The sequence below is a fragment of the Paractinoplanes ovalisporus genome (assembly GCF_016834655.1).
GTDB classification, from domain to species: Bacteria; Actinomycetota; Actinomycetes; order Mycobacteriales; family Micromonosporaceae; genus Actinoplanes; species Actinoplanes ovalisporus.
Genome location: NZ_JAENHP010000003.1, coordinates 567,336 through 593,110, shown reverse-complemented (window position 1 = coordinate 593,110; position 25,775 = coordinate 567,336). Strand labels below are relative to the sequence as shown.

The window sequence follows — 25,775 nt, the reverse complement described above, 5'->3', positions numbered from 1 at the left end:
ACCGAGGCGCGACGCGCATTCCCGTACGCGATGAGCGCACTCCCACCGAGGCGCGACGCGCATTCCCGTACGCGATGAGCGCGCTCCCGCCGGTGAGACGCCCCCACGGAACGGGGCGTCATCCCGTACGCAATAAGCCGATTTTGCCGTTGATCCTGTGTGGCAGTCTGGGGAGATGCGCACGGTGTTCGACAGCGCCGCCCTCGCCGTCCCCGACCGTCTGGAGGCGTGGGAGAGCGCAACCTCGGCGTCGCTGATCCCGACCGAGATCGGCAGCCCCGACCCGCTCGCGTTCACCGCCCGCCTCGGGTTCGCGCCGCTCGGCGAGGCCCAGGTCACCGCCATGTCGTACACGTCGTTGTCGTCGCGGCGCTCACCCCGGACGATCCGCATCTCCGACCCCGAGTTCTATCAGGTCGCCCTGATCCGGGCCGGCCGGCAGTGCATCGACCAGGAGGGCGGCCGCGCCGTGCTGGGCGGCGGCGAGTTCGTGATCTACGACAGCTCCCGTCCGTTCGAGGCGGTCACCGGCGACGGCATCTCCGAGTCGACGATCCTGCAGTTCCCGAAGCGGCTGCTGCCCTTGGCGCCGGCCCAGGTCGCCCGGCTCTGCGCGATCCCGTTGCCGGGTGACCGCGGCGTCGGCCGGCTGCTCGCCCAGTTCCTCGTCACCGTGCAGGACGACCACGGCGACTACACCGAACGCGACGCCAAACGTCTCGGTGACACCGCGGTCGACCTCACCACCGCGATGCTCGCCCACCACCTCGAGCGCGACGACCCGCCGCTGCGGTCGCCCTCCCACCTGCTCTACCTGCAGGTCGTGTCGTTCGTCGAGAACAACCTGCACCGTCCCGGCCTCGGCCCGGCGACCGTCGCCGCCGCCCACCGGATCTCGCTGCGTTACCTGCACCGCATCTTCCAGCAGCACCACCACGTGAGCGTCAGCGCCCACATTCTTCAGCGCCGCATCGAGCGCGCCCGCCGCGACCTGATCGACCCCCGCTTCGCCCAGCACACGGTTGCCTCGATCGCGGCCCGGTGGGGGTTCGAGCGCCCGGCCGACTTCAGCCGCGCGTTCCGCCGCCACACCGGGGTCCCGCCCCACGAATACCGGCGCGGCTGACCGCTTCACTGCTGCTGGATGGCGTACGTGCCGTACCAGGTCGCCTGCACGTGCCGGGTGTAGACGCCGGGCACCTGCGCCGGTGCGGCCCGGTCCACGGTGTCACCCAGCCCCAGCTGGGACGCCCCGTTGAACCCCCAGCACCACAGCGAATAGTCGATCTTCGTGGCGCAGCTGTGCGCCCCGCCGGTCGTCAGCGTGAACCAGTCGGTGTCGGTGCCCACCTGGGCCGGTGTGTTCTGCTGCCCGCCGCTGCGGCCGAGCTGACCGTTGTTGTTGCTGCCCCAGCACCACAGCGAGCGGTCGGCCCGCAGCCCGCAGGTGTGGAAGCGGCCGGTCTGCACGTCCTGCCAGTCGGCGTCCGACCCGACCTGGGCCGGCGCCCACCGGTTGGTGGTGTCACCCGTGCCGAGCTGCCCGCGGTCGTTGACGCCCCAGCACCACAGCGTGTTGTCGGCCCGCACGGCGCAGGCCGACGAGTAGGCGCCGCTGACCCGTTTCCAGGTGGCCGAGCCGACCTGGGACGGGCTGGTGCGGCGGGCCACCGAGGTGTCGTTGATGCCGAGCCGGCCCCGGTCGTTGCTGCCCCAGCACCAGAGCGTGGCGTCGGTCTGGATCGCGCAGGTGAAGCTGTTGCCCGACGTGACCGCCGTCCAGACGTTCGCGCCCACCTTGCGCAGGGTCGCCGAGCCGCTCTGGGTGCCGATGCCGAGCTCGCCGTTGTCGTTCTCGCCCCAGCAGTAGAGCGACCGGTCGGTTCTGGTGCCGCAGACGTGGTAGTTGCCGATGCCCATGCTCGACCACGTCGTGACCGACGACCCGACCGTGGTGAACGTCGTCCGGGCGGTGTAGTCGTTCTGACCCAGCTGGCCCTGCCCGTTGTAGTCGGAACAGGCGGCCGTCCGGTCGGCGGCGATCGCGCAGATGTTGAGCCGGCCCGGCGCCGCCCGCCGCCAGGTGGTGACGCCGCCCAGCTGCTCGGGCGTGGTGACGGTGAGGCCGAGCTGGCCGCTGATGTTGTAGCCCCAGCACCACAGCCGGCCGGGGGCGCGGATGCCGCAGGTGTGCGCGACGCCGATGCCGATCTGGGTCCAGTCGGAGTCAGTGCCCACCCGTGTCGGTTCCTGGCGGGTGGCGGTGTCGCCGAACCCGGTCCGGCCCCGGTCACCCGATCCCCAGCACCACAGGCTTGCGTCCGTACGGGTGGCGCAGCTGTGCAGGGAGCTGGCGACCACAGTGGCCCAGTCGGTGGCCGAGCCGATCTGGGCCGGTTGCACCCGGGCGTTGGTGTCGCCGGTGATGCCGAGCTGGTAGTCGGTGTTGAAGCCCCAGCACCACAGCGTGCCGCCGGAGCGGATGGCGCAGGTGTGCAGCTCGCCGGCGCCGATCGCGGTCCAGACGCTGCCCGGGAGCGGCTCGGTCGGGCTGGTCCGGGTGGTGTAGTCGTTGACGCCCAGCTGGCCCTGCGAGTTCGCGCCCCAGCACCAGAGCGCGCCGGCCACGGTGATCGCGCAGGTGTGGTCGCGGCGGGTGCTGACGTCGCTGAACGTCGTGCCGGGCGAGATCTGCGAGGACACCGTACGGGCGGTGGTGTCGCCCTGCCCGAGCTGCCCGAGCGAGTTGTCGCCCCAGCACCAGAGCGTGCCGTCGGTGCGCAGGCCGCACGCGTGGCTGACCCCGGCCACGACCTTGTTCCAGTTGCTCAGCGCGCCGACCCGGGCCGGGGTGTTGCGGTCGGTGGTGTCGCCCTGGCCGAGCTGGCCCTTGGCGTTCGTGCCCCAGCACCAGAGCGTGCCGCCGGTCTGCACGCCGCAGCTGTAGCCGTACCCGGCGGTGACGTCGGTCCAGGTGGTGGCGCTGCCCCGGACCGCGCCGTACACGTAGTCGCTGACCGCGGCGTTGCCCAGCTCGCCGGTGTTGGAGGTGCCCCAGCACCAGAGGCCGCCGTTGTCGCGGATGGCGCAGCCGTGCGAGTTGCCGCCGACGACCTTGGTGTAGAGCTGCGCCGGGTTCGCCGACCGGACCGGGCTCAGCGCCGGCGTGGTGTTCATGCCCCAGCGGTAGAGCGGGCCGTTGGTCAGCGGGTCGGCGGCGGTGAACCCGGCCGCGGTCTGGGTCCGGGAAGTGAAGTCGGCCCGGGCCGGCGTCAGCAGGGCCGTGAGCACGAGCAGAGCGGCGATCAGGCCCGCCACGCCCGCGCGCCGCTTCACCCGAATCCCCCCGCCCGGTCCGTCTTCTACGCATATCGGACGGGAGAGGAGGTAACTGAGCGGAACACCGGGGAGGCCAGGCCTCCCCGGTGCCTCTGATTACGAGCGCCAGGTGTCGTTGACGGTCAGGGTGCAGGCGGTGCCGGTGTTGAGGGTGCGGTTCGAGCCGGTCTCCCAGGCCACCGTCGAGCCGTTCTTCTTGACGTACTTGTACTCGATCGCGGTGTTGGCCGGCAGGTTCACCGTGCCGCGCCAGACCGGGTAGGTCGCCGACGAGAGGGCCACGCCGCCGCTGGTGTTCCAGTTCGACAGCTCGGCCCGGTTGCCCAGGACGAACACGTTCTCGCCCCAGACCGTGGTCGCGTTGGCGGCGAAGGTCACGGCGACGGTCGAGCAACCCGTGGGAGGCGGCGTGGTGCCTCCGGTCGTGCGGGCATTGATGTGCAGCGCGAGCATCCCGCCGGCGGCCACGGTCGCGGTGAACTGACCCGAGGCATTGACGGTGTACGTCGTACCGGTGCAACTGCCCGACGAGAAGTCACCGTTCGCGACGTCGCAGTAGGTGCCGGCCGGCAGTGACGTGCTGAACGTGCGGTTGAGCGACCCGCCCCGGTTGAACACGGCGTACGCGTTGGCGCCGCGCCCGAACGCGATCTGGTTGCTGCCGTTGGACCACCAGTTGGTCAGCCCGGTGCCGTAGGACGCGTTGTGGAAGCCGACCATGTTCGCGGTCGTCCGCCAGCGGTGCTCACAGGCCCAGCCCGACGAGCAGTTGACCGCGCTGGTGGTGCCGTTGGACGAGGCCGGCGGGCCCGCGTCGGCGTTGCTGAACGTGAATGAGGACATCACCTGCGGGGTTCCGTACGGGTAGGCCAGCATGAACGCCTCGGACAGCCCGTAGTTGGTGCCGTCCTTGTAGGTCAGCTTGGCCCGCCCGTTGCGCTGGGTGTCGTGGTTGTCGATGAACGCCACCGCGTCGCCACTCGCGAGGAGCATCTGCGACGGCAGGTTCTGCAGGCCGGACAGGTTGCCGTCGCGGAACGCGTTGCCGACCACGTCGCCGTAGCGGAACTCGGTGACGTCGCCGATCCCGGTGTACTCCGACGGCGACGGCTCGCCCGCCCCGCCCTCGATCGTCTCCTGGAAGATGTACGGCGTCCCGTTGAGCCGGGAGTAGATGTTCTGCAGGTCGGCCACCGGCATGTGCTTGGCCGCGTCGACCCGGAAACCGTCGACCCCGAGCGAGATCAGATCATTGAGGTACGCGGCGAGCTTCCCCCGTACGTACTCGGCCTCGGTCTTGAGGTCCGACAGGTCGACCAGTTCGCAGTTCTGGACCTCCCAGCGGTCGCCGTAGTTGGCGATGTCGTCGTTGCCGTTGCGGCCGCAGTGGTGGAAGTCGTCGTTGCCGTAGGGCACGGCCGGGTAGCCGTAGTGGCTGTACGACGAGCCGGCCGAACCGCTGCCGGTGGACCCGCCGCCGGCCATGTGGTTGATCACCGCGTCGACATAGATCTTCACGCCGGCCGCGTGGCACGTGCTGACCATGTTCGCGAACGCGGCCCGGTCACCGCGGCGGGTCACCAGCTGGTAGCTGACCGGCTGGTAGTCCTGCCACCACGGGTAGCCCGAGCCGGGCAGCACGACGTGCTCCTGCGGCGGCGACACCTGCACGCCGCCGAAACCCTTGGGGCCGAGCACGTTCGTGCACTCGGAGGCGACCGACGCCCACGGCCATTCGAAGAGGTGGACGATCGTGTCCCGGGGACCGGGGTTGGCGTCGGCCTTGGCGTCGGCCTGTTCGGGGCGGCCGACCACCACCACCGCCACGAGTGCGGCCATCAGGGCCGCTATCAGCGGGGCGATTCGTTTCGTCTTCATGGGGGACTCCTTACTTGAGGTACGGGCCGTCGGACCCGACCTTGCCGGGGGCGGAACTGCCGAGGACGTACGCGCGGAGGTTGCCCTTGCCGCTGACGGCCGCGGTGAGGGTGCCGTTGGTGACGGTCTTGACGTCGCCGGTCACGGCATCGGTGTACGTGCCGTTGGGGATGCCGGTGAACGTGGCGCTGCCCGAGATGGTGACGAGCACGAAGCTGTCCGTACTGCCGCTCGTGTAGCGCCGTTTGAAGGCCATGTTTCCGCTGACGCCCTCGGTCGAGTACTGGCCCATCTGCAGGGCCGGGACGGCGCGGCGGATCTGGTTGAGCCGCTGGACGTGCTTGACCAGCGGCTTGGACAGCGTGGTGGCGACCGCGCCGGATGCGTTGCTGACCACGCCGTAGTCGCTCGTGGTGACGCTCCCGGCCACGTGATCGCCGTAGTAGGCGCGGCCGGTGGTGGCCAGGGGACAGGTCGGGCCGCAGTCGATGCGCTGGCCCGCCTGGAACTCGATCTCCGAGCCGTAGTACAGGGTCGGGATGCCGCGGAACGTCCACATCAGAGCCATGTTCTCGGCCCAGGCGTCGGTGCCGCCGTCATACCGTACGGAACTCTTGTTGGGCCCGTAGTCGTGCGAGTCGACATAGACCGCGTTGTAGGTGGCGTCGTTGACGGTGTCGTCCGAATCCTTTCCGTTGTGGAACGCGTTCGATGCCTCCCCGAAGTTCATGTGCATGCGCATGTCGATGATGTTCATGCCGCTGAACTGGCTGCGATCGGGTGCGTGGTAGCTGTTCCCGGTCAGGAAGGCGTTCGTGCTCGTGGGCTGGTTCGCCGTGCCCTGACCGTTCTCATAGTTGTACTGCTCGAGCGCGGCCTGGGTGTCGTCGGCGCTGTACTCCTTACGCTCCTTCCACGTGAAGAACTGGGCCGAGTGGTTGACCGAGCCACGGTTCCACTTGTCGTGCACGAAGGCGGCGACCTCACCGAACACGTAGAAGTCGCCGGCCTTCGTAGCGCCGTACTTCTGGGTCAGTTTCTGCTTGATGGCGGGCAGGAAGCGGCGGTTCCAGGTGACCCGCGGAATGTGGACGGCGGTGTCGATGCGGAAGCCGTCGACGCCCATCTCGATGTACCGGTTGTAGACGTCGATCAGGTATTGCTGGACGGTCGTGTTCTCGGTGTTGAAGTCGGCCAGGTCGTCGGCCAGCCAGCAGGAGCGGGCGTCCTCGCCCTCCCAGTTGCCGATCCAGCACTGGTGATAGAGGCTCGCCGGGAACATGCCGCTCGTGGGTGACGGCCACTGGCAGTTGTGGATCGTGTAACCCTCGGGGCTCTTCTGCCCGGTCGGCGTGCCCCAGTTGCGGCAGGTGTTGCCGGCCGGTTCCTCGGTGCTCCACAGATCCCCGTTGTACGCCCGGCCGGCGCTGTTCTCCTCCATCGGGTCGTACGCCTTGCCCGCGACCTTGGTGCTGTACATCCAGTCCCACTGGCCGTCCCGCGCGCCCCACACCTTCGGGACGGAGAGACCGTTGGCACCCCAGCGCGAGCTGTGGTTGTAGACGACGTCCTGATAGATCTTGATGCCCTTGGCGTGGGCCCGGTCGATCAGGTCCTGATAGGTGGCGCCGGCCGACTCGAGGCGCGTGTCGACGCGGTGGAAGTCCCAGCCGTGGTAGCCGTGGAAGTCGTAGTCGGAGCGGTTCAGCACGACCGGCGTGATCCACAGGGCCGAGAAGCCCAGGCCCTTGATGTAGTCGAGCTTGTCGATCAGGCCCTTGAAGTCGCCGCGGAACATGGGGTCGTTGTTGGCCGCGTTGCCCGAGCTGACGTGCTGGCTGCCGCCGCGGTTGTTGCTGGTGTCCCCGTCGGCGAACCGGGCCGTCATGACGAAGTAGATGCTCTCCTTGCGGGGGTCGCCGCCGAGCATCTCGCCGCTGCTGCTGCCTTCCGGGGGCACCGTCGGTGTCGGTGTCGGTGTCGGTGTCGGTTCTGTGCTCGTGCACGGATTCACATCTGACACGGCGCCGTTGTTGATGACGACCGTCCCGGCGCCGGTGTTGTAGTTGCGGCCCGAGTTGTTGTCCCAGGTGCCGGCGCCGTTGTTGAACGTGATCTGCAGGCTGGCGGTGGCGCTGAGCTCCTTCTTGCGCCAGCCGGTGCAGGCTGCATCCATGGAAATGCCGGGCACGGTGGTCCAGGCGCCGTTGTCCGCGGCGTAATGGATGTTGACCGTCGACCAGGCGGCCGGCGGCTTGTAATAGACGGTGGTCGTGGCGGCCGCGGCGGCGGGGACCACCGGGGCCAGGAGCAGCAGACTGGTAGGGACGGCCAGGAGCCATCGGGGTGGGGGCACGGATTCCTCCAACGACCTGGGGTTTCTTCCAACGACAGGTATCGCTGCATGGGAAGCCGGGGCACCTCCACTACCAGGGGCGGAACCGGTAGCAGGGACGTAATCCCGCGTTCACATTGGAACGGACCTTAGCAAGCGCTTGCAGCCGTTGGAAGAGTTTTCCGGCATGTTGCAAGCTGATGCCGGCTGACGGACATCGATCCGGGTCGCCTTGGTGTCCTTGCCGAAGCAGGAGCCCTGGACGAGCTCCCTGCCCTGACCGGGCACCGCACCCTGTCTTGATCCGTTCGTGTCCGGAGCGTGGCCGCCCCGCCGCGCCCCACGATTAGCGTCGCCCTCGTGAGCCCGCTGCCCACCCACGGCATGTCCCCGGTCCCGCTCCCACCGCCATACCGCCGAAGCCCCGCCTCCGTAGCCGCGGTGGTCGGCATCCTCGCGGTGCTCGCCGTGTGCGCGGTCCCGGTCTTCGGCTTCCTGGTCTACTGGTTCGCCGGTCCCGACTTGGACGAGCCGAAGAACGCCGCCGCGGCCTACTTGCAGCAGATCGAAGCGCGGGCCGACCGAAACGCGTACGGGATGCTCTGCTCGGACCTGCGCGCCGAAACCACGCCGGCCGAATTCACCGCCATGCTCGACGCCGCCCCGCGTCCCGCCCGCCATTCCGTGGGCCGGGCAGTCTTCCTCAACGAGCCCGGCACCAGCGCCGGCATCACGGTCCTCCTGACCAACCCCACGGGCGCAAGCCGAGCCCTGGACCTCTACCTGACCAGCGACAAGTCAGGTTGGCACATCTGCGGTGACACCCTCATCTAACTCCACGCTCGGCCGTCCCCGCAGAAGTGCCTCGCGCTCGGCATCCGGGATCGTCATCGTCTCGGCAAGCACCGCCGCGAGGGCATTCACTTGAGCGCTGTCGACATCGGCGTGGAACTGCCAAGAGATGTTCTCGTCGCGCGTGATGAGGTCGACGGCCATGCGCCCGCCACCGGAAGCCGTCGCGACCCGGACGTACCGCACCTGGTCGAGCGACATCTCAAGGGCGACCATGGCCAGCACCGGCCCGAGGCCGGCCGCGCCCTTCAATACGCCCGTTCCCTGCATCGGCTGGAAGCGGGCCTGGTGGATGATTTTGCCGGTGGACGTGGAGAACACGCCGCCGAGGTTCGCGCCGTCCTTGACCGCGAGCCGTCCACCCGCGGCCAGGACCGCCCGCGAGGTGTCGGTGAGTCGGTAGAGTCCCTGTGCCCCCGCGGCGGCGGTCCCGAGGGTGCCGATCACACTCGCCGAATTGCCGATCGTGGCGAGGATCGTGGAGATCCGCGGACGGTCGGCCGTCGGCACCAGACCGAAGTCGACCAACTCGTCCTTGAGCTCGGCGGGAACCTCGCCGAAGACGACGGCTATGCCGGGCAGGACCTCAGCCAGGACCATGGATCCGGCCAGCAAATCAGCGTCCGCGTCGATCGCGGCAAGCGAGTCGGTGTTCTCCGAAAGGTCCGGCATGAGGCCTCCTCTGATCAGGTGCGAAGCCAAGCTAGTGGTTGAGCACCTGGCGTCGGCGGAGCAACACAGGTCTACGTCGCACCCCGAACGGCTTGCGGACGAGGGCTGTTCGGTCAGGGGCGGTAGCTGGCTCGGATGTGGAAGCGCTCGCCCTGGGGCCCAGGATGCTCAGCAGCTCGACCGGGTTGTTGTCGGCGTTTCCGAACCAGTGGGGGAGTGCGTGTCGAACTCGGCCTGGGCCAATGGCAACAGCGGTTCCAGGCTCGGCCGGCGCTGTCCCGACTCGAGCCGGGACAGCGTGCTGATCGAGATGCCGGTTGTGGCGGCCAGGGCCGTCAGGGTGATGTCGCGTCGCTGCCTCAGCTCCCGCAGCCGCGGGCCGACCGACGTCAGTACGGCCTCCACGTCGTTGCTCATGGGGGCCACTCTGCCGTAACAGAGTCAGCCCTCGGCGGCCTCCTCGCGGGCCCACTCGCGCATCTCGACGTAGCGCTCCTTGCTGCGCCACAGGAAGAGGCGTACGAAGTCGTCGCCGATGGCGTTGTAGAGGGTGCACGCCGACTTGAAGTAGCGGCCGTACGTCAGGGTGTAGGCGAACGAGTTCCACAGGTTCGGCGTCAGGATTGTTGTCTCGTAGTCGTCGTGCCAGACCGACTGCCAGGCCGCCTCGTAGATCTCTGACGAGACCTCTTCGCGGCCCAGGTACTTGCTTCCCTCGTTGTCGCCCTCCCACCGGAAGTCCAGGTGCGCCATCGAGATCAGGTGGGGGATGTGCGTGCCGGGGTTGGCCGCGCTCTGGACGCGGGCGAACTTGAAGGCCTCGTCCCAGCTGCCGCCCCACTTGGGCAGCAGGCCCTCGTACATCTGCTTGTGCCCGTAGTAGTGACTCGGGTTGAGCTCGATCAGGTGGTGGAAGCGGCGCCACTCCTCCTCGGCGGGCAGCTGCCGGGCCCGGCCCAGGATGATCTTGTAGTGCCAGGCCTCGGCGCAGGTGGGGTCGCGTTCGAGGGCCTCGTCGAGGGAGTCCTCGGCCAGGGCCAGCCGCCGGAAGAAGACCGGCCAGGCGTCCGGGGGGACCTGGTCGGCGGTGGTGGTGCCGCGGACGTCCCACGCCCAGGAGATCGCGCGGGCGCCGCGGACCAGGCGGGGCAGCGGGTCGTCGGGGTCGCGGCGGATCACCTCGGGGATCCACTCCTCGACGCCGCGGGCGTCCGAGACGATCGACATGTAGTACATCAGCTCGTCGGTGTCGGCCCCGGCCAGGATCTTGCGGGCGGACACCCACTCCTGTTCCTCGAGGGCCTCGGCCAGCGACTCGCTGCCGTCGTCCCAGTAGTCCTGGATCTCGATGTCGTCGGCGCCGCCCGCGGGGCGCTCTTTCTTCTTGAAGAACCGCACAGCCGCGCAGCGTAGCGGTCATGATCACGTACGTCAGCCCCGCCGGGAGCGGCCTTTACGAATCGCAGGCGATGCCGTTTTTGTCGGGGTCCAGTTTGTGGCGGTCGGTGCCGTGCACGGTCAGGGACTTGAAGCCCTGCGCGGTCAGCCACGCGCACTTGTCGGTCACCGACGGGGGAAACGCCCACGGCACGCACTGCGTACGGGTGCCGTAGCCGTGGTCGCAGCCGTCGACGTTGGCCGGCACCGACACCGGGGCGGTGGGAGAGGCCAGCGCCGGCAACGGCTTCACCCCGGGCTGGGCGGCGAAGGTCTGGACGAAGGGCGCCGGGGCGGCCGAGGAGGCGGGCCGGGCCGAGAGGGTCACCGCGGTGGCGGCCGCGGCGACCCCCTCGGGTGCGGGGGACGCGGCGGCCGACGTCGACGTCGACGGGGCCGGGCGCGCGGGCGGTGCCGGAGCGGCAGAAACGGGGGCGGCGGAATCCGCGGCGGCGCGATCGGGACCGGGGCGCAGCGCGAGGAACAGCGCCACCACCGCGGCCAGCACGGCTACGACGACCGGGAGCACGCGGCGGGCCGTCATCCGACCTTCACCCACTTCGCCACCGACGGGACGCCGTTGGCGCCGACCACGAAGAGCATGTACCAGCCGGGTGGCGCCAGGTTGGGGTTGCTCGTCAGGTTGAGGCTGATCGTGGTGCCGGTGACGGTCATCGGCAGGTCGACGAAGCGCTGGTTCGGGTCGCTGGAGTGGGTCACGGCGGCCGGCCGGATCAGTTCCGCCTTCAGCACCGGCCCGTCCACCGTGATCGTGTTCGCACTCCCGTACGCCCAGGTGTTGTCGGGCATCGAGAGGATCTGCGGACGGGCGCCCTGGAACAGGTACGGCGGTGAGTACACCGACACGCGCATGTCGAACGTGCCGTCGCCGGGATTGTTGCCGACCGCCATCACGCGACCGTCGGGCAGCAGGAACGCCGACGAGTGGTAGCCGCGCGGCACCGGGTCGGTCGCCATGCCGGCCGTGAACGTGTTGGTCACCGGATCGAACATCGACGCCTCGTACACCGGGTCGGCCCGGTTGTGCAGAGCCCCACCGGTCTCGAACACCTTGCCGTCGGGCAGCAGCACCGCCGAGACGTACATCTTGCCCTGGCTCGGGGTCTGCCCGGCGCCGGTGGGCAGCAGCGGCCCGGCCGTGTAGACCGGCGCCGCCTGCTTGAGGTCGATCAGGTCGGTCAGCCGGTTGGCGTCGGGGTTGGTGTCGATGTTGCCGCCACCCATGGTGAGCACCCGCTGGTCCTGCGCGGGCGGCAGCAGCACGCTCATCGACTGGTCCCGCTCGTCCTTGTTCTGCAGGCCGGAGACGGGCGTGATGGTGTTGGCGTCGTAGTTGTAGATGGACGCACCGGTGCCGGGCAGGCCGTTGCCGAAGACGTGACTGCCCGTGTAGAAGAGCCGCCCGTCCTGCATCAGGATCATCGACGGGTAGAGGCCCCAGAAGCTCCACGTCTGGTTGGCCTCGTTCAGGCCCAGCCAGCGTTCCTGGCTCGCGTCGAAGTACTGCGTCGCGACCATGCCGGACGAGTTCTCGTTGAGCCCGCCCAGCGAGATCACGTCGCCGTTGCCGAGCACGGTGGCCGACGGGTACCACGAACCGGCCGTCATGTTGTTGACCCGCGAATAGCTGTTGGTGGCGGGGTCGAAGACGAACGAGTCGGGCAGGCCCTTGTAGCCGACTGTGCCGTCGGCCGACGGGTAGTCCTTGTTGCCGCCCATGACGAGCACCCGCCCGTCGGCCAGCTGCACGTGCCCGGCGCAGAACAGGTCGGCCGGTGTCGGCACGTCGGTGAAGGTGCCGGTCGAGGGCCGGTAGACCGCGGTCTTGAACGTGCCGGCCGCGAAGTCGTCGAGGTTGTTGCCCGAGCCCGCGACGAGCAGCACGTCACCGTTGTGCAGGACAACGGCGTGAATGGCCCGTACGGGGGTGTTGAACGGCATGACCTGCCAGACGCCCTTGGTGCAGGCCGTTCCGGCGGTGCAGGCCGTGGTTCCGGGGGCGGGTTGGGTGACGTCTTCCATCGTGTAGTCGTCGGTCCGCAGCGTGCCGGCGCCATAGATGGTGACACCCCAGACGATCTGGTCGGTGCCGGGCGGGACCTGCGGCGTACGGACGACCTGGTGCTGATAGCTGGTGGTGACGGGAAGCGTGGCCAGGTCGGTCCAGTAGACCCAGCCCTGCGCGACGTCGTGGCGGAACACTGTCATGACCGTGTTCGGCGTGGTCGTGGTGTACCAGACGCCGAGGTCGTACTGGTGGCCCGGCGTGACGGTGGGCGCGCACGACGCGTCTTCCAGCATCATCGCCTTGCGGTCGCCGGGGGCGGTCTGGGCGAGCGTGATCTGCATGGCCTTGGTGCCGGTGTGGGCCTGGGTGGTCACGTCGAACGTGTACGGCGAGTCGCCCCACCCGGAGCGTTCCCAGCAGACCGGGAAGCCGTCCCCGCCCATCGCCTCCAGGCCCCCGTTGGCGACCAGGTTGGCGCCCGCCGAGGCTGGAGGCGATGGCAGGGCCAGCGTGAGCAGGAGCGACAGAACGACCAGGATGCCGATGTCCCGGCGGTTACGCGCGCTGAGCCAAGGCCGGGGAGTCATGGGCGCCGCGCTTTGTAGATGACCCCGTCCAGGATCAGGAACCGCACCACGAACGAGATCAATAGCGTGACCAGGTTGGCGATCAGCACCCCGACGTGCAGACCCGAGACGAGCAGGGCCAGCAGCGGCACCCGCAGCACGAGGTCGGCGTTGCCGAGCACGAAGAACCGGCTGATCCGCCCGGCGAAGCTGCGATGCTGGCGGCGGTCGCGGTAGAGCAGAGTGTCGGTGAGCGCGAAGTTCCAGCCCACCGCGATGAGGTTGGCCAAAATCGCGGCCGGCACGTAATGCACACCGAGCACCGCGTGCAGGAACCACAGCGCGGCCTGGTTGGGCAGCAGCCCCGACACGCCGATCAGCGCGAAGACCAGCATCCGGGCCCGCTTGGCCCCGAACCGCAGGATGGCCAGGTGCTTGAGGAACCGGAAGCCCTCGCTCAGGCTCGACTTGGACTCGCCGGCGTGGCGCGGCTGGAACGCGTACGGGACCTCGACGATCCGCCCCGGCCGGTTGCGCACGATGAGCTCGAGCAGGATCTTGTAGCCCAGCGGACGCAGTTCGGAGGTCTCGAGCGAGCTCGTGCGGATCGCGAACAGGCCGCTCATCGGGTCGCTGACCTGCAGCAGGTTGTTCCGGAAGATCACCTTGGTGACGAGCGTGGACCCGCCCGAGACCAGGCGCCGGTAACCTCCGTCGAGGCCGGCCTTGCTGCTGCCCCCGCCCGCGTAGCGGCTGCCCACGACCAGGTCGGCGCCGTCGCGTTGCCCGGCTGCGACCAGCGTGGGCACGACCGAGGGCGGGTGCTGCAGATCGGCGTCCATCACGACGATCCACTCGCCTTGCGCGGCCCGCATGCCCTCGACCACGGCGCCGCCGAGCCCGCCGGTCGCGTGCTCCCGGTGGATCAGCTTGACCGGGATCGGGCACGTCGCGGCGGCGGCCTCGATGACGGCCGGGGTGTCGTCGGTGCTGTCGTCCACGAAGACGATCTCGGTGGTGCCCGCCGGCAGCGCCGCCACGAGCCGTTCCAGCAGCTCGGCGATGTTGTCGCGCTCGTTGTAGGTGGGCACGACGACGGTCTGCTTGACGGCCGTGGCGACCGGCAGCTCGCCCAGGGTGCCCCGCATCGTGGCCCGGACGGGCCCGGGGTCGGCGGTGATGGTCATGAGGGCTCCTTGGAAACCTGGCGAATCTCGATGACGCCGTCGGCCGGGCCGAACGACGCGATCACGGTGGAGTTCTCGAGCAGGGCGGACACCGTGGGCAGGGTTCCCGGGTCCTGCCGTACGGCCGGAGTGGAGACGATGTAGTCGACGTCGCGCCAGCCGCCGGGCAGCCGGGCCGCGACCTCGGAGTCGAGGTCGAGCTTGTAGAACCAGATCACCCGGTCCTGCGGGTAACCGGCGTTGACGCAGTCCAGCCACAGCACGTCGTCGACGACCACCGTGGAGGGCGGCTGCGCCCGCAGGTAACGGGCGGCTTCCACGTACGCCGCGTTGTCGTTCGCGGTCAGTGCCCGGCGATCGCCGACGTACCAGCGGGGTGCGACCACCGTGGCGGCGAGGACGACGGCCACGGCGATGACGGACCATCTCTGCCAGCTCTGGAAGCGCGAAACCACCCAGGCGAGCACACCGGCGACCGCGATCGCGAAGAACGGCAGCACCTGCACCACGTACATGGCCGGCAGGTAGCCGCCCGGGCGTAGTGCCACGGCGATGAGGATCGCGCCCGCCACCGCCACGGGACGCATCCGGCGAAGAACCAGCGCGGCCACGGTGGCGACGGCCCCGGCCACCAGCAGCACGCTGTCGTAGTAGAGCCAGGAGTGCAGCAGCGAGTTGGCGCCCGAGCCGGCCGTGAAGATGCTGCCCGAACCGGACCGCGAGCCGAGCTGGAACTGGATCGCCCCGAACAGCGACACGTGCCCCTCGCCCGGGAACAGTTCGCCGCGCAGCAGCGCATACAGCGGGTAGAAGCAGCCGACCAGCACCAGGCCGCTGGCGAAGGCGCCGAACGCCCACGGGCGGGTGGTGCTGCGGGCGGTGTTCTGCCACAGCGCCACCAGCACGGCGGGCAGGATGACCAGGATGGTCTCCTTGCTCAGCACCGCCACCGCGGCCGCGGCACCGGCCGCCGCGAAGTGCCACAGGTGTTTGCGCGGGGTGAGCGCCAGGGCCAGGGCGGCCAGGATCCACACCACCGCGAAACTGTCCAGGTAGATCTGCCGGCCCATGGTCAGGAAGAGCGGGGAGAGCCCGTACGTCAGGAGGCCCACCGCCGCGGCCCAGCGCGGCAGCCCGATCCGTCGGCCCACCACGTAGACGAGCAGCAGACCGGCCGCCTGCAGGGGCAGCATGGCCATGCGGCCCGCGGCCACCGCAAGCAGCCCCGGGGCGATCAGTCCGGGCAGCCAGGAACCGGCGGCCAGCTGGATCCAGGCGAGTGGCGGATGGTCGTACCAGTAGGTGTAGTGGGCGAGGCCCTTGCCGTGCTGCACCGCCCAGGCCTGCGCGAGGTAGGTGCCCTCGTCGTCGCTGGCGGTCGGGAAGCCGGCGATGTTCCACGCCAGCAGGGCCAGCACCACGGTGGTGAGGCCGACCGACAGGTAGAGGTCGGTGCGGTCCTTGCGGACCGGTGCGGCCGTTGAAGGCGCGGGCGCTGGTTCGACGAGCTCCAGGATGGTCATGCCGCGGCCTCAGCAGGGATGTGCGCGCCGACGTGCGCGGTCAGTTCCCAGTTGCGGCGGCCCGTGTACTCGCGCCACACCGCGCGCAGCGCCGCCGTGGACAGGACCAGGGCGTACGGGAAGGAACCGAGGACCAGCTTGGCGTAGTGGTGCCATCGGATGCGCAGGTCGTACTGCTGCCCGAAGTCGTGCAGGCCGACGATCTGGAACATCAGGGTGGCCGCCATCGGCAGCACCGGCAGGAAGGTGACCAGGGCGACGGAGACCGGCAGCTGGGCCCAGATCGCGATGGCGACGCCGAGCGGGATGACGACACCCGAGAAGGCCTGCAGGAACGGGCTGGTCAGCGTGTACCGGGCGAGCATGCGGGCCCGCCACGTGGGCAGCCGGCGCCATTCGCCCTTGCGCAGCACCTGCAGGAAGCCCTGGTGCCAGCGGGTGCGCTGCTTGAGCAGCGCGGTCACCGAGCCCGGTGTCTCCTCGCGGGTGACGATCGTCGAGTCGTACGCGACGACGACCTTCTTGCCCCGGCTGGACAACCGCACGCCGAGATCGCAGTCCTCGGCCAGGCAGGTGCCGTCCCAGCCGTTGGCCTCGCGCAGCACGTCGGAGCGCACGAACACGGTGTTGCCGCCGAGCGGGATGAACCCCTTCCGGGCGTGCAGATGCAGGCGGCTGCGGAACCAGAAGAAGTACTCCAGGCAGTTGTGCAGGCTGTACCAGCTGGAGTGGAAGTTGATCAGTTGGACGCCGCCCTGCACGACGTCGGCGCCGGTGGCCCGGAACGCGTGGTCGACGTGTTCGAGCAGCAGCGGGTGCACCTGGTCCTCGGCGTCGAAGACCCCGACCACATCACCCCGTACGTACGGCAGGGCCGTGTTGAGGGCGCGCGGCTTGTTCTTCTGCTCGTTGTGGTCGGTCACCACGAGGATCCGGCCCGGTGAGCCGGCCGCGACGCGGTTGGCCACCTCGGCCGTCTCCGGGTCGTCGTGCCCGACGATGATGATGATCTCGAAGGCCTCGTGGGTGGAGCGTAGGAGCCGCTCGACCGTGTGCTCGAGGACGGCTTTCTCGTGCCGGGCCGGCAGCAGCAGGGAGAAGGTCAGGTGTTGTTCCCCGTCGGGCGGGGCGAAGCGCGTGCCGGCGAGGGTCTCCGGCGTGCGCCAGGCATGCATGGTCCACCACAGGGTGACCGCGGCGAAGACCGCGAGCACCAAGGACACGGCAATCATGATGACGGCAGCCAATGTCATGGCCTCTTCCCAGGAATCTCTGGCGGGCCCCACCCCCGCCGGACAGAAAGACCCTAACCGGGTTCGCCTCGTACCTATCAAGTGGACTGTCGGGGGTTTTACAGCTCGCCGGAAAGCGTTATCCGATCAGAAATACCGGCGCAACACGGCGTCCGTCATGTCCGCTTCGGCCGGTCTTTCGCGCGCCGGGATTCCTTACTGCACAACGGGATCCCGGCGCAACGGACCGTTCCGCCGAATCATTGATTCCAATGTGTTACGGAGCCGGATCCGATGTGGAACGGCGAAACATCTGTCGTTTCCGGCTCTTCGCCAGGGCGGTGCCGAGCAGTTCCCTTTTATTCGGCCGGTGGCTGTGACGCGACCAATCGAAGAGCGAATCGTGAATAACCGAGCCGTTCGAAGGTGGCCGCCATCGGGGTATTCGTGCTGTCGGTGTCGGCCCGGATCGTCGTCGCCCCCTCGGCGGCGAGGATCCACGTGGTCTCGGCGAGCAGATCCGCCGCGTAGCCGTGGCCGCGCTGCGACGGCAGCACGCCGATATAGCCGACCACCGGGCCGCCGGCGTTGGCCGACGGCAGCGCGCACCCGACCAGCGCTCCCGACCGGTCGTAGGCGAGCCGCCACAGCTGCCGCGGCCCGGGCATCATCTTGTAGTCCTCGACGTCTTCGAGGGCCTGGGCGCGGGCTCCCTGGCGAGCGACGCCCTCGCGGGTGGCGACGTCGAGGCTGCCCACCGAGATCTGTTCGAACGCGTCGGCGAACGCGTCGTCGCCGGCGGGCTCGAACCGCAGCCGCGAGGAGCGGTCGGGCAGCGGGTCGTCGGCCGTCCACTGGTAGCGGTAGCGCTCGTTGACCGTGGTGAGCCCGGCCTCGGCGGCGGCCCGCAGCCGCAGGGCGATGTCGGGATCGTCGCGCTGGGACGGCACGGTGAAGATGTGGTACTCGGCCGGTGGCGGCACCTGCCGGATGAGCTCGGCCCACACAGCGACCGGATCGGGGACGGCGGCCCAGAGCCGGTCGAGGGCCAGGGGCCGGTCACCGGCGGGGAATCCCCACCAGACCGCGAGGCCGGTCAGGGTGTCGCCGTCGAATGCCAGCCAGGTCCACTCGTGGCGGTAGCTGCCGGCCGCGAGATGGTCGAGGAAACGTTCGGGGGTGGCGGTGTCGACCGACGGTTCGGCCAGACAGGTCAGGACAAGGTCGAGATCGTGCTCGGCCATGGTGCGGAACAACAAGAAAGCCTCCATGCGAGAACCGGTGCGTACACGGCACTCCTCCTTTCCTGTTGGGCCGCGCGAAACGACGCGCTGCGACTCCTCCGGACGGGCCCGATGATGCCCGGAACCCGGCCGGGCCGCATCCGATTAACCGGGCAGCAGCGCGCGGTGCAGGTCGGTGGGGGAGAGCGGCCCGCTTTCCCGGGCGGCCAGCCAGGCGGCGGCCGCAGCCGGGTCGTGGCTCGTCGTGGTCGCGACACCCCGGCCGCGCAGGATGGCCCGCACGGCGTCCCGCACCGGAGTGTCCGAGCTGAGCAGGCTGCCGGCCAGCACCACCGGCCCGTCGGCCCCGAGCTCGTCCAGCGTCTGGATCAGCTCGGCCGCCGCGTCCGAGGTGATCGACCGGGCGATCGGATCGGCCTCGCGGGCCAGCCGGCACACCAGAGGCGCGAGCGCGTCGATCTCGGTGAACGGCAGCGCCTGGGCCCAGCCGATCATCTCGTCGGCCGAGCGGACACCGGCCTGGGCCGCGATCTCGGACGCGAAGGGTGACGGCCATCGGCGTACGGCCGTGCGCAGTGCCGTCAGCCCGATCCAGCGCCCCGACCCGAAGTCGCCCAGCAGCCAGCCGTTGCCGTCGACCGTGCGCACCACCCGATCGCCGCTGACCTCGGCCGCGATGGCGCCGGTGCCCGCGATCAGCACCACCCCCGAACCCGCGTGGCTGCCCGCCGCGAAGGCCGTGACCGCGTCGCCGACCATCGCCATCGGGCACGTCAGACCAAGACCTTCCCAGACCTTCCCGTACGCGGTGAGCCCGTTGTCGCGGGCCAGTGCGCTCGCCCCGGCCACGCCCAGCACGCCCCGCACGACCCGCTCGGCCGGCAACCCGCCGAGGGCCGCCCGCAGCGCCTTGCCCAGCGAGTAGGCCGCCGCCGTGGCGCCGGTGGTGAGCGGGTTGCCGGCCCCGGCCGACCCCCGCCCCACGATCTCGCCCCGCAGGGTGGCCACGACCACTTTGGACGAGGTGCCACCGGCGTCCGCACCCACAACCAGCTCCATGGCTGGAAATCGAAACATAGGAAACAGTTATTGACTAGAGGCGTCGACGGTCGTAATTTTCATCGGCAACAGCATCTGATGAAAAGGATGACCGACGTGACCGGTGAGAGCGGAGGCCTGCTCGGCCGCCTGCGCATGGAGGGCCAGCAGATGCCGGAGGCCCTGGCGCGCATCGCCGAGACGATCCTGGCCGACCCCGAGACCGCGGCCCACGCCAGCATCGTCGACCTGGCCGAACGGTCGGGCACCTCGACGGCGACCGTGACCCGGTTCAGCCGCACCCTCGGTTTCAAGGGCTACGCCAACCTGCGCGTCGCCATCGCGACCGAGACCGGCCGGGCCGAGCAGGCCCGCTGGGAGACCGACATCAGCGGCGACATCGCGCCCGGCGACCCCCTGGCCGACGTGCTCGGCGTGGTCACCGCGGCCGACACCCGGGCCATCCAGGGCACCGCGGCCGGGCTCGACGTGACCGCGGTCGAGCGGGTGGCCGAGGCGATCGCCGGCGCCAAGCGGGTCGAGATCTTCGGGCTCGGCTCCAGCGGGACGGCCGCCCGCGAGATGGCCTTCCGGCTCGAGCGCATCCGGGTGCCGGTCTGGTTCCGTACGGATTCGCACACCGCGCTCACGAACGCCGCCCTGACGCTGCCGGGGGACGTGGCCATCGGCCTGAGCCACTCCGGGCGTACGCGGGAAGTGATCGAAACGCTGGCCGAGGCGGCCGACCACGGCGCGCTCACCGTCGCCGTGACGAGCTTCAGCCGCTCGCCGCTGGCCGAGATCGCCGACGTCGTGTTCACCACCGCCGTGCAGGAGACCACGTTCCGGCTGGCCGCGCTCTCCGCCCTGCACTCCCAGCTGCTGATCCTCGACCTGATCTATGTCGCGGTCGCGCAGCGCACCTTCGAGCGGACCGCCGACGCGCTGGAGCTGACCGTGCGCGCGGTCGACGCCCACCGCCTCCCCGAGAAGATCCCCTCCCGCAAGCGCGGGCGCCCTGATCCCCGCGCCCAGACCGAGCGCGGGCGCCCTGATCCCCGCGCCCAGACCGAGCGCGGGCGCCCTGATCCCCGCGCCCAGACCGAGCGCGGGCGCCCTGATCCCCGCGCTCAGACCGAGCGCGGGCGTTCGAAAGGACAGCCGTGAGCGTCACCAGCACTGAGTACCTGTCTCGGATCCAGGCCGCTGTCGAGAAGGTCGGCAACGGTCAGGCCGAGGCCAAACAGCAGGCCGCCGAACTCCTGGCGTCGGCCGTTCTCAACGGGGGAGTGATCCAGGCCTTCGGCTGCGGGCACTCCGAGGCGCTGGCCATGGAGATCGCCGGTCGGGCGGGGGGACTGGTGCCCACCAACCGGATCGCCCTGCGCGACATCGTCCTCTACGGCGGGGAGCCCATCGAAGCCCTGGCCGACCCGACCGTCGAGCGCAAGACCGGCATCGCGCACCGGCTCTACGAGCTGGCCCCGATCAAGCCCGACGACGTCTTCGTCATCGCCTCCAACTCCGGCATCAACGGCGCCGTCGTCGAGATGGCGCTGCTGGTCAAGGAGCGGGGCCACAAGCTGATCGCGATCACCTCGGCCGAGCACTCGGCGGGCGTCGAGTCGCGGCACCCGAGCGGGCGCAAGCTCGGCGAGATCGCCGACGTGGTGCTCGACAACGGCGCCCCGTACGGCGATGCCACGATCCCGCTGCCCGGCGGGGGAGCGGTCGGCGCCGTCTCGTCGATCACCGCGGCCCTGCTGGCCCAGCAGATCGTCACCGACGTCGTCGCCCGCCTGATCGACGCGGGGATCACCCCGCCCGTCTACCTGTCGGACAACGTGCCCGGCGGCAAGGAACACAACGCAGAGATCGAGGCGCGGTACGCCGGGCGCATCCGGCGCACCGCATAGGAAGAGAGCCCTGTGATGAACCCTGATTCCCAGCTCAAACCATATCCCACACGACGAACGCTCCTCCGTACGGCCGGTATCGCCGCTGTCGCCGTGCCCGCGCTCGCCGGCTGTGTGACGTCCGGCTCCGACGACAAACCGGCGGCCGACAGCGGCGCCGAGAAGACCGCCGACAATCCCCTGGGCGTGAAGGCCGACGCCCCGCTCGAGGTGGTCGTCTTCAAGGGCGGCTACGGCGACGACTACGCGGTCAAGGCCGAGGCCAAGTACACCGAGAAGTACCCGCAGGCCAAGGTCGACCACAAGGGCCTGCAGAAGGTCGGCGAGGCCATGCAGCCCCGCTTCGTCGGCGGCAACCCGCCCGACGTGGTCGACAACACCGGCGCCGGCCGCCTCGACATCGGCACCCTGGTCAGCGCGAACCAGGTGAGCGACCTGGCCGACCTGCTCGACGCCCCCAGCCTCGACCAGGAGGGCAAGAAGGTCCGCGACACGCTGCTGCCCGGTGTGATCGAGGACGGCACGTTCGGGGGCAAGACCGTCGCGCTCAACTTCACGTACACGGTCTGGGGTCTCTGGTATTCCAAGCCGCTGTTCGCCGAGCGCGGCTGGACCTACCCGAAGACGTGGGACGAGATGCTCGCCCTCTGCGCCACGATCAAGAAGGCCGGCCTCGCCCCCTGGACCTACCAGGGCAAATACCCCGAGTACATGAACGACCCGCTGCTCACCATGGCGGCCAAGGCGGGCGGGCTCGACCTGGTCAAGGCGGTCGACAACCTGCAGCCCGACGCCTGGAAGCAGGAGGGTCTGGTGCAGGCGGCGACCGCGTTCGCCGAGCTGGCCGGACAGGGCTACCTGATGAGCGGCTCCGAGGCGCTCTCGCACACCGAGTCGCAGGCCGCCTGGTGCCAGAAGAAGGCGGCGTTCATCCCGTGCGGGTCGTGGCTCGAGAGCGAGCAGAAGGGCGTGGCGCCCGACGGCTTCGACATGGTGATGGGCACGGTCCCCGCGCTCGGCGGCTCGGACAAGCTCCCGGTCACCGCGGTGCAGGCTGCCAGCAGCGAGTCGTTCCTGGTGCCGGCCAAGGCCAAGAACGCGGCCGGCGGCAAGGAATACCTGCGCATGTTGTTCTCGAAGGCCTCGGCCACGGCGTTCGCCGAGGCCAACAGCACCCTGCCGGCCGTGGCCGGGGCGACCGACGGGCTCACCCTCTCGTCCGGTCTGGGCTCGGTGCGGGACGCGGTGACGGCGGCCAGGACCGACACGCTCGCCTTCAAGTTCCGTACGTGGTACGGCCCGCTCGCCAAGGCGGCCGACGACGCGACCGGCGAGCTGATCAACAAGCGGATCTCGCCCGCCGACTGGTCGACGCGGATCCAGAAGGCGGCCGACGCCCTCGCCAAGGACTCCACCGTCACGAAGTACACACGCTGATGCGGCACGGCCGCTGGCGGTTCCTGCTCGGCGCGCTGGTGCCGGCCCTGGTGCTGCACGTCGTCTTCGTGCTGTCGCCGTACGCGCAGGCGTTCTGGCTCTCGCTGACCGACTGGACCGGGGTGGCCGGCGAGGCGCGGTTCGTCGGGGTGGACAATTTTGTCCGCCTCGGCGGCGACTCCCTGTTTCTCGACGCGGTGCGCAACAACCTGGTCATCCTGGCCGTGGTGCCGCTCGTGACGATCGCGATCGGGCTGTTCCTGGCCTCGATGCTGCGCAGTTCCTCGGCGCGGGTGGGGCAGGGCTACCGCATTGTCTATTTCTTTCCGCAGCTGCTGTCGCTCGTGGTGATCGCGGTGCTGTGGAGTTTCGTCTACAACCCGAACACCGGCCTGCTGAATTCGGGACTGCGCGCGGTCGGCCTCGGCGGTCTCGCGCAATCGTGGCTGGCCGAGCCGGCGTGGGCACTGATCGCCGTGATGGCGGTGCTGGTGTGGTCGTCGGTCGGCTTCTACGTGGTGCTGTTCAGCGCGGCCATCGAGGGCATTCCGGTCGAGCTGTTCGAGGCGGCGAAACTCGACGGCGCCGGCCGGTGGGCCACGTTCTGGAGCGTCACTCTGCCGCTGGTCCGCGAATCGGTGCAGGTCGCGTTCGTTTATCTGGGCATCGCGGCGCTGGACGCCTTCGCCGTCGTCCAGGTGATGACCGTCGGGCCGGGCGGACCGGACGGCGCGACCGAGGTGATCGGGCTCTCGCTGTACCGGACCGCGTTCTCGTACGGGAAATTCGGTTATGCCTCGGCCATGGGGGTGGCGCTGTTCTTCGCCACGCTGACCCTGGCCGTGCTCGCCCTCCGGTCAGGTCGCAAGGAACGGTTGGAGATGGCATGACCGTGCTCAAGGACCGCCCCGCCGTGCATACGGCCGCGCCCTTGCCGGTGAAGCAGGCGAGGCCGAATCCGCTGCCACACATCGCGATGTTCTGCTGGGCCGTGGTCACCGCGTTGCCGCTGCTCTGGGCGGTGGTGAGCTCGTTCAAGTCGGACAACGAGATCCTCAACGAACCGTGGTCGCCGCCGTCGTCGCTGCGGTTCGAGAACTGGGAACGGGCCTGGACCGCGGCCAGCATCGGGCGCTATTTCCTCAACAGCCTGATCGTGGTCGGGGGTGCGTTGCTCCTCACCATGCTGCTCGGATCCTTGGTCGCTTATGCGCTGGCCCGGTACGAATTCCGCGGCAACCGGATCATCTACTACGTCTTCATCACCGCGATGTTCTTCCCCGTGTTCCTGGCGCTGGTCCCGCTCTTCTTCGTCGTGCAGCAGCTGGGACTGCTCGGCACCTATCCGGGGCTGATTCTGGTCTACGCGGCGTACGCGGTGCCGTTCACGGTTTTCTTCCTGCATTCCTTCTTCCGTACGCTCCCCAGCGAGATCGCCGAGGCCGCTTTCCTCGACGGCTGCTCGCACGGCGCGGTGTTCTTCCGCGTGATGCTGCCGCTGGCCCGTCCCGGGCTGTTCGCGGTCGGCATCTTCAATTTCCTCGGGCTCTGGAACCAGTACCTTCTGCCGCTGGTTCTCAATCCCGACCCGGACCGGTACGTCCTGGCGCAGGGCCTGGCCGCCCTGTCGGTCAGCCAGGGGTATCGCAGCGACTGGAGCGGCCTGTTCGCCGGCCTCACGATTGCCATGTTGCCGGTGCTCATCGCCTACGTCGCTTTTCAGCGCCACATCCGTGCCGGTATGACCGCCGGCGCGGTCAAGTGACGACGAGCCGTTTTCGCGGCCGGTAACTCGAGACTGTCCGCGGGAACGGCTCGCACCCATCCCCATTCCTCTTTGGGAGGAGTCTGCTCGTGAAGATCGACAGACGTCAATTCGCGGCCGCCATGGTCGCGGTCCTGGCCGGAGCGGGCGCCGTTGCCCTCTCGTCGGAACCGGCCAAGGCCGCCGACTGCGGCTACCTGTTCGACGACTTCCACTACAACTCGTCCGCCGACCCCGCGCTGACCGCCAACGGCTGGACCCCGCGCAGCTACCAGGGCGGACCGGGCGTGCCCGGCGCGAACTGGTCCCCGAACAACATCACCTTCCCCACCACCGACGGTCAGAAGGTTCTGCAGCTGACCGCCTCGACCGACGGCACCGGCGCCGGCACCAACCACGCCGAGCTCTACTCGACCCAGAAGCGCTACCTGGAAGGCACCTACGCCAGCCGGGTGCGGTTCACCGACACGCCGGTCAGCGGGAACGACGGCGACCACATCAACCAGACCTTCTTCACGATCAGCCCGCTCAGCGGCGACCTCGACCCCACCTACAGCGAGCTGGACATCAGCGAGTACCTGCCCAACGGCGGGTGGGGCGAGCAGGGCCCGATCAACTACCAGACAACCTGGTACACCTATCGCAACGAGCCCTGGTACGCCGACAACCTGCACTCCGAGCAGCGCTCGTCGCTGGCCGGCTGGCACGACCTGGTGGCGCAGGTGGCCAACGGGCACGTCGTCTACTACATCGACGGCGTGCAGGTCGGCGACCACGGCGGCAAGTACTTCCCGCGCCAGACGATGACGATCAACTGGAACCTGTGGTTCATCGACACGGCGACGCACACCGGCGGTCTCTCGACGTACGTGGAGCAGGTCGACTGGGTGTTGTTCGCCAAGAACCAGGTGCTCTCGCCGTCGCAGGTGACGTCGCAGACCTCCGGTTACCGAACGGCGGGCAGCCGGTTCGTCGACACGGTGGCGTCGACCGGCGGGTGCACCACCAACCCGCCGACGACTCCGCCCACCACGCCCCCGACGACTCCGCCCACGACACCCCCGACGACTCCGCCGGGAACCTCGTGCGCCGACTCGCCGAACTGGGCCTTCAGCTCGGTCTACACCGGCGGCAACCTGGTGAAGCACGAGAAGAGCAAGTACGGCGACCCGAACGGCCCCAAGTCGGGTGAGGGTGTGCACCTGTGGCGCGCCCGCTACTGGACACAGGGTTCGGAACCGGGCTGGACCGAGCAGTGGCAGGACCTCGGCCGCTGCTGACGCGTTAACCTGGGGGAAGCGGGGTCTTCGGGCCCCGCTTTCTCA

The 25,775-nt window shown here is 69.4% G+C and carries 20 protein-coding genes and 1 pseudogene; 8 read left to right on the top strand and 13 right to left on the bottom strand.

Features of this window, described 5'->3' with window-relative positions:
• Window positions 1-175: 175 nt before the first annotated feature.
• Window positions 176-1,126, top strand: a complete 951-nt coding sequence (locus JIG36_RS13015) for an AraC-like ligand-binding domain-containing protein (protein ID WP_203376367.1) — start codon at window positions 176-178, stop codon at window positions 1,124-1,126.
• A gap of 5 nt (window positions 1,127-1,131) precedes the next feature.
• Here the strand turns inward: JIG36_RS13015 and JIG36_RS13010 are convergent, their stop codons facing one another.
• From JIG36_RS13010 to JIG36_RS13000, 3 genes are all read right to left on the bottom strand, one after another.
• Complete coding sequence (locus JIG36_RS13010; RefSeq protein WP_203376366.1) at window positions 1,132-3,336, bottom strand: RCC1-like domain-containing protein; 2,205 nt, start codon at window positions 3,334-3,336, stop codon at window positions 1,132-1,134.
• A gap of 99 nt (window positions 3,337-3,435) precedes the next feature.
• Complete coding sequence (locus JIG36_RS13005; RefSeq protein WP_203376365.1) at window positions 3,436-5,217, bottom strand: carbohydrate-binding module family 20 domain-containing protein; 1,782 nt, start codon at window positions 5,215-5,217, stop codon at window positions 3,436-3,438.
• Window positions 5,218-5,227: 10 nt separating this feature from the next.
• Complete coding sequence (locus JIG36_RS13000) at window positions 5,228-7,573, bottom strand: alpha-amylase family glycosyl hydrolase (protein WP_203376364.1); 2,346 nt, start codon at window positions 7,571-7,573, stop codon at window positions 5,228-5,230.
• 339 nt (window positions 7,574-7,912) lie between these two features.
• Here JIG36_RS13000 and JIG36_RS12995 point away from each other — a divergent pair, with 339 nt between their 5' ends.
• Complete coding sequence (locus tag JIG36_RS12995; protein WP_203376363.1) at window positions 7,913-8,386, top strand: hypothetical protein; 474 nt, start codon at window positions 7,913-7,915, stop codon at window positions 8,384-8,386.
• Here the strand turns inward: JIG36_RS12995 and JIG36_RS12990 are convergent.
• The 10 genes and pseudogenes from JIG36_RS12990 to JIG36_RS12945 form a co-directional block, all read right to left on the bottom strand.
• On the bottom strand, window positions 8,351-9,076 hold the full coding sequence (locus JIG36_RS12990) for a hypothetical protein (protein ID WP_203376362.1): 726 nt from the start codon (window positions 9,074-9,076) through the stop codon (window positions 8,351-8,353). The two genes, JIG36_RS12995 and JIG36_RS12990, sit on opposite strands and share 36 nt — an antisense overlap.
• 231 nt (window positions 9,077-9,307) lie before the next feature.
• Window positions 9,308-9,493 (bottom strand): annotated as a pseudogene (locus JIG36_RS12985) (helix-turn-helix domain-containing protein); the annotation flags it as partial.
• 24 nt (window positions 9,494-9,517) lie between these two features.
• Window positions 9,518-10,474 carry a hypothetical protein gene (locus tag JIG36_RS12980; RefSeq protein WP_203376360.1) on the bottom strand — a complete coding sequence of 319 codons (957 nt, stop codon included), beginning with the start codon at window positions 10,472-10,474 and terminating at the stop codon, window positions 9,518-9,520.
• A 55-nt stretch (window positions 10,475-10,529) separates the two neighbouring features.
• The gene (locus JIG36_RS12975; RefSeq protein WP_203376359.1) at window positions 10,530-11,057 is read right to left on the bottom strand and encodes a hypothetical protein; all 528 of its coding nucleotides are present in this window, start codon (window positions 11,055-11,057) and stop codon (window positions 10,530-10,532) included.
• Window positions 11,054-13,129, bottom strand: coding sequence for a galactose oxidase early set domain-containing protein (locus JIG36_RS12970; protein WP_203376358.1), 2,076 nt, complete (start codon window positions 13,127-13,129; stop codon window positions 11,054-11,056). Before JIG36_RS12970 ends, JIG36_RS12975 begins: the two co-directional genes overlap by 4 nt.
• Window positions 13,126-14,295: a glycosyltransferase gene (locus tag JIG36_RS12965; RefSeq protein ID WP_203376357.1), complete on the bottom strand. Its 1,170-nt coding sequence runs from the start codon at window positions 14,293-14,295 to the stop codon at window positions 13,126-13,128. The genes JIG36_RS12970 and JIG36_RS12965 overlap by 4 nt, the downstream gene beginning before the upstream one ends.
• Entirely contained in the window at window positions 14,292-15,818 is a 1,527-nt protein-coding gene (locus JIG36_RS12960) for an ArnT family glycosyltransferase (RefSeq protein WP_203376356.1), read from the bottom strand. The genes JIG36_RS12965 and JIG36_RS12960 overlap by 4 nt, the downstream gene beginning before the upstream one ends.
• The gene (locus JIG36_RS12955; protein ID WP_236046684.1) at window positions 15,815-17,071 is read right to left on the bottom strand and encodes a glycosyltransferase; all 1,257 of its coding nucleotides are present in this window, start codon (window positions 17,069-17,071) and stop codon (window positions 15,815-15,817) included. The genes JIG36_RS12960 and JIG36_RS12955 overlap by 4 nt, the downstream gene beginning before the upstream one ends.
• A 338-nt stretch (window positions 17,072-17,409) precedes the next feature.
• Window positions 17,410-18,321, bottom strand: a complete 912-nt coding sequence (locus tag JIG36_RS12950) for a GNAT family N-acetyltransferase (RefSeq protein WP_203376355.1) — start codon at window positions 18,319-18,321, stop codon at window positions 17,410-17,412.
• Window positions 18,322-18,438: 117 nt separating this feature from the next.
• Window positions 18,439-19,353, bottom strand: a complete 915-nt coding sequence (locus tag JIG36_RS12945; protein ID WP_203376354.1) for an N-acetylglucosamine kinase — start codon at window positions 19,351-19,353, stop codon at window positions 18,439-18,441.
• Window positions 19,354-19,440: 87 nt separating this feature from the next.
• Between JIG36_RS12945 and JIG36_RS12940 the strand changes: the two genes are divergently transcribed.
• The 6 genes from JIG36_RS12940 to JIG36_RS12915 all read left to right on the top strand — a co-directional run bounded on the left by JIG36_RS12940 (window position 19,441) and on the right by JIG36_RS12915 (window position 25,730).
• A complete protein-coding gene (locus JIG36_RS12940) occupies window positions 19,441-20,499 on the top strand; it encodes a MurR/RpiR family transcriptional regulator (RefSeq protein WP_236046682.1) in 1,059 nt (352 codons plus the stop codon).
• Entirely contained in the window at window positions 20,496-21,248 is a 753-nt protein-coding gene (locus JIG36_RS12935) for a sugar isomerase domain-containing protein (RefSeq protein ID WP_203376353.1), read from the top strand. The genes JIG36_RS12940 and JIG36_RS12935 overlap by 4 nt, the downstream gene beginning before the upstream one ends.
• Before the next feature lie 93 nt (window positions 21,249-21,341).
• Window positions 21,342-22,685 carry an N-acetylglucosamine/diacetylchitobiose ABC transporter substrate-binding protein gene (ngcE, locus tag JIG36_RS12930; RefSeq protein WP_307872686.1) on the top strand — a complete coding sequence of 448 codons (1,344 nt, stop codon included), beginning with the start codon at window positions 21,342-21,344 and terminating at the stop codon, window positions 22,683-22,685.
• Window positions 22,685-23,575 carry a carbohydrate ABC transporter permease gene (locus JIG36_RS12925; RefSeq protein WP_203376351.1) on the top strand — a complete coding sequence of 297 codons (891 nt, stop codon included), beginning with the start codon at window positions 22,685-22,687 and terminating at the stop codon, window positions 23,573-23,575. The genes ngcE and JIG36_RS12925 overlap by 1 nt, the downstream gene beginning before the upstream one ends.
• Complete coding sequence (locus JIG36_RS12920; RefSeq protein ID WP_203376350.1) at window positions 23,572-24,450, top strand: carbohydrate ABC transporter permease; 879 nt, start codon at window positions 23,572-23,574, stop codon at window positions 24,448-24,450. Before JIG36_RS12925 ends, JIG36_RS12920 begins: the two co-directional genes overlap by 4 nt.
• A gap of 89 nt (window positions 24,451-24,539) precedes the next feature.
• A complete protein-coding gene (locus JIG36_RS12915) occupies window positions 24,540-25,730 on the top strand; it encodes a glycosyl hydrolase (protein WP_203376349.1) in 1,191 nt (396 codons plus the stop codon).
• The last annotated feature ends 45 nt before the right edge of the window (window positions 25,731-25,775 follow it).